The sequence below is a fragment of the Halarchaeum acidiphilum MH1-52-1 genome (assembly GCF_000474235.1).
Lineage (GTDB): Archaea > Halobacteriota > Halobacteria > Halobacteriales > Halobacteriaceae > Halarchaeum > Halarchaeum acidiphilum.
Genome location: NZ_BATA01000070.1, coordinates 1 through 13272 on the forward strand (window position 1 = coordinate 1; position 13272 = coordinate 13272).

Consider the following 13272-nt stretch of genomic DNA (forward strand, 5'->3'; position numbering starts at 1 on the left):
GGCGCGCGGACGTCGACGTCGCCGTCCTCGAAGTCGGTATCGGCGGGAAGTACGACGCGACGAGCGTCGTCGATCCGGCCGCGGCCTGCGTGACGAGCGTCACGCTCGAACACACGGGCATCCTCGGCGACACGCGCGCGGAGATCGCGCGCGATAAGGCCCACGTCGCGCCGGCCGACGCGCCGCTGGTGACGGGCGCGACGGGCGACGCCCTCGACGCCGCGCGGGACGTCGCCGGCGACGTCGTGACCGTCGGCGAAGCGACCGAGCGCGACGTTCGCGTGTCGTACGACGGCCCCGTCTCGTCGGGCGAGGCCGGCGTGACGATCGCGGCCGGCGGGGGGACGCTCGACGCCCGAATCCCCCTGTTCGGCGAGCATCAGGCGGCGAACGCGGGCATCGCGGCGACGCTCGTCCGACAGGTGTGCGAGATCGACGACGCGACGCTCGCGCGCGGCCTGCGCAAGGCCCACTGGCCGGGGCGCTTCGAGGTGATGGGCGACGACCCCCTCGTCGTCCTCGACGGCGCGCACAACCCCGGCGCGTGCGACGCGCTCGCGGACACGCTCGCGGACTTCGACTACGACGACCTCCACCTCGTCTTCGGCGCGATGCACGACAAGGACCACGTCGGGATGGCCGCGGCGCTGCCGACGCCCGCGCGCGTCTGGACGTGCCGCCCCGACTCCAGGCGCGCGGAGGATCAGGACGCGCTCGCCGCCGCGTTCCGCGCGGCCGGCGCGGGCGAGGTGACGGCGAAGGCCTCCGTCGAGGGCGCGCTGGCCCGCGCGCTCGACGCCGCCGACGCGGACGACTGCGTGCTCGTCGCGGGGTCCCTGTTCACCGTCGCGGAGGCCAGACGGCGCTGGACGCGCGTGAACGTCCCGAAGCGCGCGGACGACCTCGCCGAGTCGCGCGCGCACCTCGATCGCGCGCACGTCACGCCGCCGGGCGCGTGGCGGATGCGCGCGAAGGGCGTCCACCGCGTCGTCCGCACGCGCGTCCAGAAGCGCCGAGCCCAGTACCTCAAAGAGGAGCTACTGAGCCTCGGTGGCGAGTGCGCGCTCTCGGGGCTGAACGAGCAGGCCCGCGGGATGCTCGACGTCGTCATGATGGGGACGCTCGCGCAGTTCAAGCGCCTCTGCGCGAAGCTCGACGACCAGCCGTACGGGCTCGCCGTCTACGCGGACGAACTGCGCGAGACGCTGGACATCGGCTCGGCGGGCGCGCGCGACGCGGGCGTCGGCGAGGGGAGCGACGACGCGGACGCGCCCGACTACCCGTGGACGGGCGAGGGGACGGCGGTGATGGGGATCCTGAACGTCACGCCGGACTCGTTCCACGACGGCGGCGAGTACGCGGCCGTCGATGACGCGGTGGCGCGCGCGGAGGAGATGGCCGCGAACGGCGTCGACGTCATCGACGTCGGCGGCGAGTCGACGCGTCCGGGCGCGGACGTCGTGCCCGCCGAAGCGGAGATCGAGCGCATCGTCCCCGTCATCGATCGCATCGCCGACCTCGACTGTCTCGTCAGCGTGGACACGATGAAGGCCGAGGTCGGCCGCGCGGCGCTGGAGGCGGGCGCCGACGTGCTGAACGACGTGACGGGGTTGGAGGACCCCGAGATGCGCTTCGTCGCCGCGGAGTACGGTGCGCCGCTGATCGTGATGCACTCGCTGAACGCGCCGGTCGAGCCGGACGCGGACGTCGACTACGACGACGTGGTCGAGGACGTCGTCGACGAACTGCGCGAGCGCGTGCTGCTCGCCGAGAAGGCGGGGCTCCCGCGCGAGAAGATCGTCGTCGATCCCGGTCTGGGCTTCGCGAAGTCCGTGGGCGAGAACTTCGAGATCCTGAAGCGGACGGACGAATTCCACGCGCTGGGCTGTCCCGTCCTCATCGGCCACTCGCACAAGTCGATGTTCGGCGCGGTGGATCGCTACCCGGATCGCGGCGGCTACGCGACCGTCGCGGGCACGGCGATCGCCGCCGAGCGCGGCGCGGACATCGTGCGCGTCCACGACGTCGCGGAGAACGTCGCGGCCGTGCGTGCCGTCGAGGCGACGCGGCGCGGGACCGACCTCGACACCAACCCTATGATGGACGGGCGCGGAGGTGCGGGCGATGAGTGAGCGCGAGTCGACGGTCGGCGGGGACGACGCGGACGGGCGCGCCGCCTACCTCCGGGCGGTCCGCGAGGGGTACGACGAGCTCGCGCGGGTCCACCGGGAGGCGCGGACGGCCGTCGGCGAACCCGGCATCGATCAGGTGGACGCGGTGGCGCGCGACCTCCCGGACGGCGCGCGCGTCCTCGACGCGGGCTGTGGCTCCGGCGTGCCCGTCCTCTCGCGCTTCGATCTCGCGTTCGACGTCGTCGGTCTCGACCTCTCGCGCGAGCAACTGGAGCGCGCGCACGAGCGCTCGCCGACCGCGGGACTCGCGCAGGGCGACATGAGCGCGCTCCCCTTCCGCGACGGCGCGTTCGACGGTCTCGTCGCCCTCCACTCGATCATTCACGTCCCGCGCGACGCGCACCCCAGCGTCTACCGGGAGTTCCACCGCGTGCTCGCCGCTGGTGCGCCCGCGCTCGTCACCACGGGCACGGACGCCTACGAGGGCGGCACGCCGAACTGGCTCGGGAGCGGCGTCGAGATGCACTGGAGCTTCCCCGCCGCCGAGGAGACGCTCGCCGCGCTCCGCGACGCCGGCTTCGAGGTCGAGGAGGAGACGCGCGTCCCCGACGAGCACGGCGGCGGCGAGTTCCTCTTCGCCCGCGTGCGGGCCTAGATCGAGCGATAGAGATCCACGTGCCGGGCGAGGAACCGCCCGGCGTCGTAGTCGGCGTACGCCTCGTTCACCGACTCGCGCTCCAACTGCGTGGCGTCGCGCAGGCGCTCGACGAGCGCCTCGTCGCTCGTCGCGAGGAAGCCGCGCTCCGTCCGCTCGACGAGTTCGTGCGCCGCCGAGTCGGCGTGGTACTCGACGACGCCGACGCAGCCGCAGGCGAGCGCGCGCAGCAGGTCAGTCGAGAACGGCGTCCGCGTCGCCGTCTGCGCGTAGACGTGCGCGCCCTTGAACAGCGCGAGGCGGCGATCGAGGTCGCGTTCGCCGACGAAGTCGACGCGCTCCGCGATCCGCAGGTCGCGGGCCTGTCGCTCGTAGACGTCGCGCTCCGGTCCGTCGCCGATCACGGTGGCCGACCAGTCGTACTCGCGGAACTCGGCGAGCGCGAGCAGCAGCGATTCGAGGTTCGCGTCGGCGTCGAGGCGCCGAGAGTAGACGACGTCGCCCGCGTCCGTGTCCGGTTCGACGGCGCGGACGCGCGCCATCTCGACGGGGTTCGGAATCCGGGCGAGCGCCTCGTCCGTCGCACCGCACTCGCGGACCGCGGTCGCGACGAACTCGGAGGGGACGACGGTGGCGTCCGCCGCCCGCACCGCCCACCGGTCGAGACGCGTCGTCCGAGGCGGATCGTAGTGGCTGAGCACGACGGGCGCGCCGAGCGCGGTGGCGGCGCGCGCCCCGAAGACCCGCGTCGGATTCGCGCCCGCGACGTGGACGACGTCGGGATCGAACCCCCGGAGCGCGCGGACGAGTCGGAGCGCGCCCCGGCGCTCGCCGGGCGTCACCGCGATCGCGCGATACGTGACGTCGTCGTAGTCGAACGTCGGGTAGTCGCCGTCCCACCAGCGCGCGCAGAACACCTCGACGTCGTGGCCGTTCGCGTCGAGTAGACCCACGAGCGCGTCGAGGCGCCCCACCGCGTCGTCCGCGGAGCGTCGCTCCCCGTCGTCGTGATGTACGGTCCGATCCGAGACGAGCGCGACGCGCATACGGCCCGGTGGGCGGGACGCGAGGAAAAGTCTTCCTCCATCTTTTTCCAGTGAGGGGTCGCTCCGCGCCCCCCGCGACGCAAAAACTTGGCCCGCGTGAGCGCCAGCGACCGCGGGACTCGCGAGACGGCGCGTCTCGCGAGGGCGAAAACGGCCCTCAGTTGTCGTCTTCGCGCCAGCGGTTCTCGCACTCCGTGCAGATGAAAAAGCGCGTCTCGGACTCGTCGGCGCTCCGGATCTGCTGCATGTAGTAGTACGCCCGATCGTTGCCGCACTCCGGACAGAAGGTCTTCGTGGAGGGGAGACCGCGATCCTCCGCGTCGGAGACGTCGACGATCTCAGACTCCTCCTGCCCCTCCGTGACGGTGTACTGGGCGGCGTCGCCCTTCGGCTGCTCGTGCCCGCAGGACGTACACACCCAGAAGTCGTCTTCCGCACGCATCATCGAGCCGCATTCGTCGCAGAATTCCATGCTACCCCCGTAGCCCGTCCGCCCGTATAAGCCCCCGGTGTTCCCGTCCTCGGTCCCCGCGCCGTCACCCCTCGCCCTCGGACTGGCCGGGTTCTCCGGCCGCCTCCGTGGGGAGGGCGTTCCGGATCGAGGCGGCGAGCGACGCGGGATCGTCGAACACGTCCTCCTCGATGCGGTCGACGACGTCGGCCGCGTCCGCCTCGCCGTCCCCGTAGACGAGGACGATCCCCGCAACCTCCTCGACGGCGTTCTGCTTGCTGAGCGGATAGGGCAGTCCTTCGAGGGCCTCCTCGAGGTCCGTGAGCGTCACCCGATCGGTCATGGCACGGGATACCGGCGGCCGCGCCTTAACTGTTTGTTGTGGCCGGCCGCACGCTCACCGGCCGTCACACCCGAGAACGAACGTCCCACTCCCGCTCGTTTCTCGTGGACCCGCGCTGACGCGCGGCCCCACGCATCACTCAAACACCGCCTCTCGCTCCTCCAAGAACGCGGCCATTCCTTCGCGCTGGTCGGCCGTCCCGAACAGGGACGCCCACGTGCGGCGTTCGAAGTCGAGACCGGCCCCGAGGTCGGTCTCGTGACTCTGCGTGATCGCCTCCTTCGCGGCGGCGAGCGCGAAGCGCGGCCGGTCAGCGAGGTCCGCGGCGAGATCCGCGACGACGTCGTCCAGTTCGTCGTGCGCGACGAGATCGCCCACGAGACCCATCTCGTAGGCGTCGCCCGCGTCGAGGCGCTCGCCGAAGTAGATCAGCCGGCGGGCGGTCTCGTCGCCGACGAGGCGCGGGAGGCGCTGCGTGCCGCCCCACCCCGGAACGATGCCGAGATCGGTCTCGGTCTGCCCGAGGACGGCGCTCTCGGCGGCGACGCGGAGATCGCAGGCGAGCGCGAGTTCGAGCCCGCCGCCGAGCGCGTACCCACCGATGGCGGCGATCGCGGGCGCGGGGAACGTCTCGATCGCGCGGGTGACGTCGTGGCCGAGTTCGGCGTACGCGTGCGCCTCGGCGGGGGAGAAGTCGGCCATCTCGGCGATGTCGGCGCCCGCGACGAACGCGTCATCGCCCGCGCCTTCGAGGACGAGCGCGCGGACGTCGGCGTCCTCCGCGTCGGCGAGCGCCGCATCGAGCGCGTCGAGCGTCGCGGCGTCGAGCGCGTTCAGCCGGTCGGGACGATCGATGGTGACGGTCGCGACGCCCTCGTCGTCGACGTCGAGGCGGACGGGATCGCTCATGGTGTCTCGGAGACGGAGCGAACCCATAACGGTACGGGCGGCGGGGGGCGGTGCGTCGAGCGGACGACGCCGGAGGGGAAACGGCGAAATAGGGCCGCCGAATACGCGGGGACATGACTCTCTCGGAGGAGACCGAGGAACGCCTCGCGGACATCGTGGAACTCCAACCGACGAAGAACAAGGCGCTACAGGAGCGCTGGGGGATGGAGTCCGGCAGCGACGTCCACCAGTTCCTCGAATCCGAACTGAAGGAGTACTACTACCGCGACGAGAACAGCCTCATCCGCGCGACGGCGGAGGCGCGCGCCGTCGTCACCGGCGAAGAACCCGAGTCCTTCGAGGTCCACGTGACGGACTTCGAGCGCCGGGTGTTCGCGGTCGCGCCCGGTCCCGACGAGGACTCGGAGAGCGTCGTGAGCGTCCTCCACCGACTGCGCGACGAGTACGGCGACGACCTCGCGAACGACGACGGCGAGGAGCCGAGCGCGAAGGACGTCCGGCGCGCCCTCCAATCGCTCAAGCGCAAGGGCGTCGTCGAACTGCGCTATCGCACCGTCCCGACGTTCCGCCTCGCGGTCGCGCGCGACGCCGTCACGTTCGCCGAGGACTGACCGCACAATCGTAGTCGAGCGACCCCGCGAGGTCCGACAGCGCCCCCAGTACCGCCTCGGTCGTCGCCCCGTCATCCGTCGGGACCGTCTCCGGTGGATCGCTCGCGAAGACGTCGTGGACGCGTCCGAGCGCCCGCTGAATGGGGTCGCGCGCCGTCGCCGTCAGCGAGCGCCACTCGCAGTCGACGCCGTGTCCCCCGCGAGTCGGGTCGGCCGCGACGAGACGGTCCAGCGAGTATCCGTGCCGGTCGTCGCCCGCCCCGTATCGGAGCGTCGTCGGCGTCAGCTCGTAGCTCGTTTCGCGGACCCGCCACGTGAGCAGCGGCTCCGCGGGGTACAGCGCCACGCCGAGGGACTCCGAGACCGCGTCGCGTACGGCCTCGCGGTACGCGGGCGCGTCGGTCGCGTACACCTCGCGGACGTGGGACTCGTGGGGAATCGAGTGATAGAGCGCGCGCTCGCCGTCACGGACGAGCAGGGCGTCGATGTCGAACGCACGCCAGTCGAGCGGGTCGTCAGAGCCAATCGGGTCGCCGAGGACCCGCAGGACGGTCCCCGCGTCCTCGGGGAGTCGCCCGACGCGCTCCTCGTCACCGTAGAGCGCGCGCTCGTCGTCGGGAACGGGCGCGAGCGATCGGAACGCCCCCATCGCCGCCGGCGCATCAGCGGCGAGCGCGTCCGCATCGGCGGCGACGTGGGCGTGGCTCCCGAACAACGACGTGGCCTCGATCACGGCGTTCTCGGCCGCGACCGCCGTCGTTTCGCTGACGTTCGGCCCGCGGTAGAGCCGATGGCTCGGGTCGGCGAGTTCGTACGACGGGCGGAGCGCCATGGTCGTGCTCATCTGTGCGCGTACTTCTCGTTCTCGGTACCGGCGCGCGTGCCCTCAGTCCGCGTCCCCGTCGAGTCCGGGGCGCCGTCGCCGCCGACGCCGATCGAGTAGCCGCTGGATCGCCTTCCCCGGTCCGCCCTCGATCGGCCACCCCCGCTGACGCCATCCCGGTGGTTCCGGAGCGAACTCGGCGCACGAACCCGAGCACTCCGCGGCCGTCTGCTCGCGCCCCTTCGCGTGGCAGTGCGGGACGTATCCGTCGCCGGCGTCGCGCAGACCGAACGCGCGGCAGTCCGGGCGCATCGTGTCGGCGTACGCGCGCCAGCCGCGGCCGTAGGCGCGTTCCGCGATCCGGCGGCGCGTCCCACGCTTCTCCGCCGGCGCGACGTACTCGAACGCGGTGGGATCGCCGTGCTCGGTGACGCGGACCCCGGTCGCGTCGGGATCGAGCGCCCGCGGGTGCCACGCGACGTCGGCGTCCATCGAGGGATCGCGCGTCGCCCTCGCGGCTTCGGCTTCGTCGCTCGCCTCGCTCGACGCCGGCGCATCGAACGACAACACCCCTGCGGCGCTCGGCATCTCGGTGACGAGCGCGCGCGTCGCGTCCGCCCGCGTGGCGACCCACACCTCGTCCGCGAGACCGAGCGCCACGTCACGCTCCAGTTGGTCGGCGAGGTCGCGCGCGGCCGCGGCGTCGAGGTCGGGCTTGTTCTCGATCGCGACGATCCGGCGCACCCAGTCCGGGTAGGGGGCGATCCGCCGGATCTCGATGCGATTCCCGCGTTTGCGCTCTTCGAGGACGCCACGCGCGCTCGCGCGATGGATCGCCTCGCGGACGTAGCGCCACGGATAGCCGGGATCGGGGAGCGCGTCGCGGTAGAACGTCCACGACGCGGGCGCGTGCCGGACGACGTCGAGGAGGTCGGGATCGAGTTCGTCGGCGCCGAAGGCGGCGCGAGCGCGGAGCGCGTCCGGGTCGGCCTCGACGACGATCGTGTCCCAGCGCCGCCGCTGCGTGCCGAGTTGGCGCGCGACGAGGGCGTGGCTGTCCGCGTCGGCCGGCTCCCAGTACCGCTCGGCCCACGCGCAGACACGGAGTTCGAACCCGAACTCCGCGCCGGCCATCTCAGAGGTCCTTCTCGTCGAGGAAGTCGTGGGCGTCCTCGAGGATGTTCCGCGGGCCGTCCTGCGTGATGGTGTTCAACGCCTGTTCGTAGTCGCGCCATTGGAGGTCCGAGTGCTCGTTCGAGAGCTCGGCTGAGGCCTCGAAGGACTTCGCGATGAACAGGTGTACCGTCTTGTGAATGCGGTCCCCGTTCGCCTCGAAGACGTAGTCGTAGTCGTCGCGGAAGCCGTCGATGAGGCGGAAATCCTCGATCCCGGCTTCCTCTTGGACCTCCCGGATGGCGGTCTGCTGAAGTTCTTCGCCTCCCTCCACGCCGCCCTTGGGGAACTCCCAGTCCCCGGGGCGGCTCTTGAGGAGGAGGTACTCGCGCCGGCCTCGCGTATCCCGGAAGAGGATCGCACCGGCGCTGGTTGCTTCGACCGTCATTGTGTACACTAAATCGACGGCGGATTAAGAGAATGTCGGAGACTCTCGCCGCCACGGCCGCGGCGCGCAACCACGCCGCTTTTGAGGGTGGACGTCGTCGTGTACGGTTACGCACACCCCAGCCATGACTTTCGTCACCAGCCTCACATTAGAGAGCGGGGACCGAGCGGCCCTCGACGACATCGTCGGGGAGATCCGCGACACGGTCCGCCGCAAGGGCGCGGAACTCAAAGGCCCGCACTCCGACTCGCCCACGCAGCACTTCGTCCCGCAGTACAAGCGCCTCGACGGCGAGCGCGACACGTTCGACGCGTGGAGCTACACCGTCTATCGCCGTCGCGTCGAGATCCGCGGCGCCGACGACCTCGCGCGCGAAATCATGTCGTGGGACTTCCCGAACAGCGTCCACGTCACCGCGGACATCGAGCGCGTCCAGCACGTCGGCTCGCCCGCGTAACGCGTTTCTCTCTCTCTCTCTGTTACGATAGCACAGCAGCGGCGCCACCGAGCGCGGCGCCTCAGTACGTCGATTCGCCGACCGTCCGCAGGTACTCGACGTCGCCGGTGTGAGTCGACGCGTCGAAGTCGCTGACGCGGACCGCGATCTTCGTGCCCTCGGTGACGCCCGCGGGCGCGCCGTGGACCGTCAGCGCGGTGTCGCCGACGCGCGCGAGCACGTCGCCGTCCGACGCCGTGACGTACACGGTGAGTTCGTCGTCGACGTCGAAGCCCGGCGCGCTCGTGCGGAACGACCAGCCGGCGGTGAGCTTCTCGGTGTTCATACGCGGCTCACCTCCTCGGATTCGCGGTCGGGCACGTACTCCAGTCCGAACCCGGTGAGGGCGGCGACGAGGAACACCGCGAAGAGGAACCAGCCGTGGAAGACGAAGGGCACGACCCTCACGGGGCTGACGAGCATCTGCGGGCCGTACTGCTCGGCGAGCGCCGGCATCTGCGAGTAGCCCGCGAGGACGCCGCCCGCCCACGGGAAGATGTATCCGAGCGCCGCGGTGTTCGCGTCGAGGATGTTCGCGCGCCGGTAGCCGTTGATGTTGAACGACTCGCCGATGCGCGCGACGTACGGCGAGATGGCGATCTCCGCGGCGGTGTTGATCGTGATCGCGGCGTTGACGAGCGCCGTCCCGAGGACGAGCGTCGTCTCGGCGCGCCGCACGGACGTCGCCGTCGTCGAGAGCAGGAAGTCCTGAATCGCCTCGAAGGCGCCGCCGCGGATCATGATGCGCGCCCCCGCGACGATGAGTAAGGTGAGCACGATGAGCGGGAAGAAGCCCGACGCGCCCGCGTAGAGGCTCCCGCCGACGCCCGAGGCGGTGTCGGGACCGGCCATCGAGAGGATCGGGAGCCACGTGAACGCGGCCGCGAACGGCGCGTTCTGCGGCGCGACGAACGAGACGATGCCGGAGAGCGATTCGAGACCGAGGGCGAGGTTGCAGACGATGGCGACGAGGATGCCCCACGTGATCGCCTCGATGATGTGGCGGCCGCGAACGGCCGTGTAGATGACGACGCCCATGGAGACGAGGTGGACGAGTCCGATCGGGTTCCCGGTCGGGAGCGTCCCGCTCCCCGTCGCGCCGCTGGTCATCGTCGCGCCCGCGATGAGGTAGGCGACGAACGCGAGGACGGCCGCCGTCACCGCGTACTTGAATCGCGAGGCGACGACGCCGCCGATATCGGCGTCCTGCGTCACCGCGCTGACGATGGTCGTGTCGCTGACGGGCGCGAGGTTGTCGCCGAACGCCGCCCCGGAGAGGATCGCACCGAACATCAACACGGGGTTCGCGCCGAGCAGCACGGTCGCCGGGAAGAACGTCGTGACGAACGTCACCGCCGTCCCGTACCCGGTGCCGATGCCGGTGGCGAGGAGCGCCGCGAGGACGAACGTCACCGCCGGCAGGATCTGGAGCAGCGTCCCGTGTGCGACCGGGAGGGACTGCGCGACCCAGACGAGACCGGTGACGAAGCCGCCGTCCTGAAGCAACTGGGCGAACATCCCCGCCCAGAGCCACGCGACGATGGCCGTCGCGGCCACCCGCTGGGTCATCCCCTCGAAGACCGCGTTCGCGTAGGCCGCCCAGTCGCCCTTCGCGAGGAACAACCCGACCACCAGCGCGAAGAGCATCCCGACGACGAGACCAGTCGTGTCGCCGATCCCGAACACGCCGCTCTGTACGACCGCCCAGACGACGAACAACCCGAGGGGGACCGCGCTCGCGGCCGCCCCCCCATAAAATTCGAGGTCGGATCCGGACGACTCGGCCATCCCGAGTTCCGCCTCGACCTCCGATTCCGGGGTCTCGTCGCCGTTCGATTCACTCATGCTCGTGGGTGTCGGACCCGCCCCGGCAAATATCTACGGGACCGACACGAACCACCCGTGCACCCGCCGGTGTTCAGCACCGAACCGGCGTGGCGCGAGTCCCGACCGACCGCGCGGCCCGTCGCGAAACTCGAACGCGTCGGCTCGACGGTCTCCACGTCGGTCCCGACGCCCCCGATGGCGACGCGCGTCTCGACGTCGCCGGCGCCAACCACTTCGGCGTCCGCCACACGCCGACGTTCGACGTCGACGAGGCGACTCGACTATCGATACCGGCGTGCGCGTGCTCACGGAGAGCGTGCTCGCGTCGCTGGACTGGGGCGAACGGACGGCGCTCCCTTCAGCAGTGGGGCGCGCCGTCGCGTCGCGTGGTCCCACCGCCGCTCTCGTCACAGGATACGTGACGCTGGTCGCGCGCTCGAACGTGAAGGGTCGTAGCGAGGGGGGATCGAAAACCGTGGCTCGCGTCCGCGCATCGGGTGGGGACGCGCGCATCGGGTGGGGACGGTCAGTATTTCGCGTCGGCGCCCGTGACCTCGTAGACGTCGTCCATGATGGCGTCGCGGCGGGACTGCCAGCGTTCGAGTCCGTCGGGACTCGACGGGTAGTCCTCGTAGTGCGCGAGGAGGCGGTCGGCGACGCGCTTGGTCTTGTACATCTTGTAGATCTGTCCCCAGTGACCGAAGCTCTTGGCGGCGACCTTCGCGGCGAGACCGACGCCGAAGCTCGCACTGCCGGCGTAGAGCGCCTCGCTGAGCTGATCGCCGGGGAGGGAGGCGAGCAGGCTCATCAGGTCGTCGACGTCGACGGCGGTCGAGAGGACGTTGTAGACGTCGAGGGCGGCGTAGCGGGCGCCGAAGTGGTCCATGACGCGCTCGTTGTACGACCAGAGGGCGGCCTCGCCGTGCTCGCCGTCTTCGAGGGCGTCGATGGCGGCCTCCGCGGCGTACGTGCCGGCGTAGGCGGCGCCGGCGATCCCGCCGCCCGTGGTGGGGTTGACGTGGCCGGCGGCGTCGCCGACGGCGAGGTAGCCGGGGTGGGTCGCGGAGTCGTACGGCCGGCGCGTCGGGAGCGCCGCGCCGAGTTTGTCCTTCACGGTCGCGCCGTCGAACTCCGCGCGGTTCCGGAGGTCGGTCTTGAGGTCCTCGACGAGATGCATCGGCTGCTCGTTCATCTGGAAGCCGAGACCGGCGTTGATCTGCGTGTCCGTGCGCGGGAAGTACCAGAGGTAGCCGGCGGCGCGCTCGGTCGGCTTGAAGACGAGGGCGTCGTCCCACTCGACCGGCTCGGGGACCTCGACGATCTCGCGGTACGCCGAGCAGAACTGGGAGTAGTCGACGTTCGTGTCGAAGGTCGAGTCAGCGAAATCCACTTTGTCCTGCAGGAGCGAGAGCGAGCCGGCGGCGTCGACGACGAACTCGGCGTCGTACGTGGCGACCTCGCCCTTCCTCGTCGCCGTCACGCCGGTGACGCGTCCGGCACGGTCCTGCTCGACGTCCTGTACGACGGTGTCGTAGTGGAACGTCGCGCCCGCCTCGCTCGCGCCCTCGATGATCCGCTTGCCGTACTTCCAGCGGTCGATGACGGCGAGTTCGCCGGGGATCGGGATTTCGAGGACGGTGTCCTCCTGCGGGATCTCGAAGCGGCCGTGATCGACGCCGGTGTTGGTGAACGCGGGTTCGAGGTCGGACTTCGGGATGGCCGCGGGGAAGTTCGCCGCGCCCTTGAGGGCGTCCCCGCAGGCGATGTGTCCCGCCTCCTCGGCGTCCTTGCGCTCGACGACGACGACGTCGTAGCCCGCCTTCGCGGCGGTCGCGGCGGCGTAGCACCCGGACGTGCCGGCGCCGACGACGACGAAGTCGAACTCGTGAGTAGTCATATCGCGGTGATTGTGACGGGCCGTGAAAACTCTTTACGGACGTTCTGTGCATCGAATCCGTCGGCCGCGCGGGGACACGGCGCGATAAAGAGTTTTACCGGCGCTCGTCGAACGGCGTTCCATGACCGACCACACCGTCGAGTTCGTCGGGCGCGAGGAGACCATCGAGGTCTCGGAGACGGAGACGATCCTGAAGGCCTGCCTGCGCGAGGGGATCGCGCAGGAGTACTCCTGTCGCGTCGGGATGTGTCTCGCCTGTTCGGCCGAGATCGTCGAGGGCGAAGTCGCCCAGCCGGCCGCGCGCGGCCTCAGCGAGGAGGAAGCGGCGGACTACTGTCTCACCTGCATGGCGCGTCCCCTCTCCGACCTGAAGATCGAGCGCGGCAAGTACCCGCCGAGCGTCGAGACCGAGGCCGCCGCCGTCGACGCGGACGGGCCGGTCACCGCGGACGACGACTGAGCGGCGCCGACTGGTTCCGGGACGACTCCGGACGACTTCAGGTGAACTACCCTACCCTACT

15 protein-coding genes are annotated in these 13272 nt (G+C 70.9%); 5 read left to right on the top strand and 10 right to left on the bottom strand.

The features are described from left to right. A partial coding sequence (folP, locus tag AOZ13_RS11140) for a dihydropteroate synthase (RefSeq protein ID WP_049934093.1) occupies positions 1 to 2132 on the top strand: 2132 nt, incomplete at its 5' end. Then, positions 2125 to 2787: a class I SAM-dependent methyltransferase gene (locus AOZ13_RS11145; RefSeq protein ID WP_044958670.1), complete on the top strand. Its 663-nt coding sequence runs from the start codon at positions 2125 to 2127 to the stop codon at positions 2785 to 2787. The genes folP and AOZ13_RS11145, both read left to right, overlap by 8 nt. Here AOZ13_RS11145 and AOZ13_RS11150 read toward each other — a convergent pair. The 4 genes from AOZ13_RS11150 to AOZ13_RS11165 form a co-directional block, all read right to left on the bottom strand. Beyond that, a complete protein-coding gene (locus AOZ13_RS11150; protein WP_021780617.1) occupies positions 2784 to 3833 on the bottom strand; it encodes a glycosyltransferase in 1050 nt (349 codons plus the stop codon). The genes AOZ13_RS11145 and AOZ13_RS11150 overlap by 4 nt on opposite strands. A 157-nt stretch (positions 3834 to 3990) precedes the next feature. Next, positions 3991 to 4305, bottom strand: coding sequence for a transcription factor S (locus AOZ13_RS11155; protein WP_020222329.1), 315 nt, complete (start codon positions 4303 to 4305; stop codon positions 3991 to 3993). A gap of 64 nt (positions 4306 to 4369) precedes the next feature. After that, positions 4370 to 4627 carry a DUF5789 family protein gene (locus AOZ13_RS11160; protein ID WP_020222330.1) on the bottom strand — a complete coding sequence of 86 codons (258 nt, stop codon included), beginning with the start codon at positions 4625 to 4627 and terminating at the stop codon, positions 4370 to 4372. A 135-nt stretch (positions 4628 to 4762) separates the two neighbouring features. Then, entirely contained in the window at positions 4763 to 5536 is a 774-nt protein-coding gene (locus AOZ13_RS11165) for an enoyl-CoA hydratase/isomerase family protein (protein ID WP_020222331.1), read from the bottom strand. Between the two features lie 113 nt (positions 5537 to 5649). Between AOZ13_RS11165 and AOZ13_RS11170 the strand changes: the two genes are divergently transcribed. Then, on the top strand, positions 5650 to 6147 hold the full coding sequence (locus tag AOZ13_RS11170; RefSeq protein ID WP_020222332.1) for a DUF5797 family protein: 498 nt from the start codon (positions 5650 to 5652) through the stop codon (positions 6145 to 6147). On the opposite strand, the gene AOZ13_RS11175 is transcribed toward AOZ13_RS11170, so the two are convergent. Genes AOZ13_RS11175 through AOZ13_RS11185 form a run of 3 tightly spaced genes read right to left on the bottom strand, consistent with a single transcriptional unit; the run spans position 6128 to position 8531 of the window. After that, positions 6128 to 6991: a hypothetical protein gene (locus AOZ13_RS11175; protein ID WP_049934094.1), complete on the bottom strand. Its 864-nt coding sequence runs from the start codon at positions 6989 to 6991 to the stop codon at positions 6128 to 6130. The genes AOZ13_RS11170 and AOZ13_RS11175 overlap by 20 nt on opposite strands. 42 nt (positions 6992 to 7033) lie before the next feature. After that, entirely contained in the window at positions 7034 to 8104 is a 1071-nt protein-coding gene (locus tag AOZ13_RS11180; RefSeq protein WP_021780620.1) for a DUF5787 family protein, read from the bottom strand. Position 8105: 1 nt separating this feature from the next. Further along, positions 8106 to 8531 (bottom strand): bis(5'-nucleosyl)-tetraphosphatase, encoded by a 426-nt coding sequence (locus AOZ13_RS11185; protein ID WP_020222201.1) that lies wholly within the window; start codon positions 8529 to 8531, stop codon positions 8106 to 8108. A 124-nt stretch (positions 8532 to 8655) separates the two neighbouring features. Between AOZ13_RS11185 and AOZ13_RS11190 the strand changes: the two genes are divergently transcribed. Then, a complete protein-coding gene (locus AOZ13_RS11190; protein WP_020222202.1) occupies positions 8656 to 8988 on the top strand; it encodes an uS10/mL48 family ribosomal protein in 333 nt (110 codons plus the stop codon). Between the two features lie 61 nt (positions 8989 to 9049). Here AOZ13_RS11190 and AOZ13_RS11195 read toward each other — a convergent pair whose 3' ends face one another. The 3 genes from AOZ13_RS11195 to AOZ13_RS11210 form a co-directional block, all read right to left on the bottom strand. After that, complete coding sequence (locus tag AOZ13_RS11195) at positions 9050 to 9313, bottom strand: DUF7513 family protein (RefSeq protein ID WP_020222203.1); 264 nt, start codon at positions 9311 to 9313, stop codon at positions 9050 to 9052. After that, positions 9310 to 10872, bottom strand: a complete 1563-nt coding sequence (locus tag AOZ13_RS11200) for a Na+/H+ antiporter NhaC family protein (RefSeq protein WP_020222204.1) — start codon at positions 10870 to 10872, stop codon at positions 9310 to 9312. Before AOZ13_RS11200 ends, AOZ13_RS11195 begins: the two co-directional genes overlap by 4 nt. Before the next feature lie 508 nt (positions 10873 to 11380). Beyond that, positions 11381 to 12751 carry a geranylgeranyl reductase family protein gene (locus AOZ13_RS11210; protein ID WP_021780622.1) on the bottom strand — a complete coding sequence of 457 codons (1371 nt, stop codon included), beginning with the start codon at positions 12749 to 12751 and terminating at the stop codon, positions 11381 to 11383. Positions 12752 to 12872: 121 nt separating this feature from the next. On the opposite strand from AOZ13_RS11210, the gene AOZ13_RS11215 reads away from it, so the two are divergent. Continuing rightward, positions 12873 to 13211, top strand: a complete 339-nt coding sequence (locus AOZ13_RS11215) for a 2Fe-2S iron-sulfur cluster-binding protein (RefSeq protein WP_020222977.1) — start codon at positions 12873 to 12875, stop codon at positions 13209 to 13211. Positions 13212 to 13272: the final 61 nt, after the last annotated feature.

Excerpts from the sequence above, each read along its gene's own strand:
- AOZ13_RS11145 (WP_044958670.1), top strand. The coding sequence starts at position 2,125 with ATGAGTGAGCGCGAGTCGACGGTCGGCGGGGACGACGCGGACGGGCGC.
- AOZ13_RS11150 (WP_021780617.1), bottom strand. The coding sequence starts at position 3,833 with ATGCGCGTCGCGCTCGTCTCGGATCGGACCGTACATCACGACGACGGG.
- AOZ13_RS11155 (WP_020222329.1), bottom strand. The coding sequence starts at position 4,305 with ATGGAATTCTGCGACGAATGCGGCTCGATGATGCGTGCGGAAGACGAC.
- AOZ13_RS11160 (WP_020222330.1), bottom strand. The coding sequence starts at position 4,627 with ATGACCGATCGGGTGACGCTCACGGACCTCGAGGAGGCCCTCGAAGGA.
- AOZ13_RS11165 (WP_020222331.1), bottom strand. The coding sequence starts at position 5,536 with ATGAGCGATCCCGTCCGCCTCGACGTCGACGACGAGGGCGTCGCGACC.
- AOZ13_RS11170 (WP_020222332.1), top strand. The coding sequence starts at position 5,650 with ATGACTCTCTCGGAGGAGACCGAGGAACGCCTCGCGGACATCGTGGAA.
- AOZ13_RS11175 (WP_049934094.1), bottom strand. The coding sequence starts at position 6,991 with ATGAGCACGACCATGGCGCTCCGCCCGTCGTACGAACTCGCCGACCCG.
- AOZ13_RS11180 (WP_021780620.1), bottom strand. The coding sequence starts at position 8,104 with ATGGCCGGCGCGGAGTTCGGGTTCGAACTCCGTGTCTGCGCGTGGGCC.
- AOZ13_RS11185 (WP_020222201.1), bottom strand. The coding sequence starts at position 8,531 with ATGACGGTCGAAGCAACCAGCGCCGGTGCGATCCTCTTCCGGGATACG.
- AOZ13_RS11190 (WP_020222202.1), top strand. The coding sequence starts at position 8,656 with ATGACTTTCGTCACCAGCCTCACATTAGAGAGCGGGGACCGAGCGGCC.
- AOZ13_RS11195 (WP_020222203.1), bottom strand. The coding sequence starts at position 9,313 with ATGAACACCGAGAAGCTCACCGCCGGCTGGTCGTTCCGCACGAGCGCG.
- AOZ13_RS11200 (WP_020222204.1), bottom strand. The coding sequence starts at position 10,872 with ATGAGTGAATCGAACGGCGACGAGACCCCGGAATCGGAGGTCGAGGCG.
- AOZ13_RS11210 (WP_021780622.1), bottom strand. The coding sequence starts at position 12,751 with ATGACTACTCACGAGTTCGACTTCGTCGTCGTCGGCGCCGGCACGTCC.
- AOZ13_RS11215 (WP_020222977.1), top strand. The coding sequence starts at position 12,873 with ATGACCGACCACACCGTCGAGTTCGTCGGGCGCGAGGAGACCATCGAG.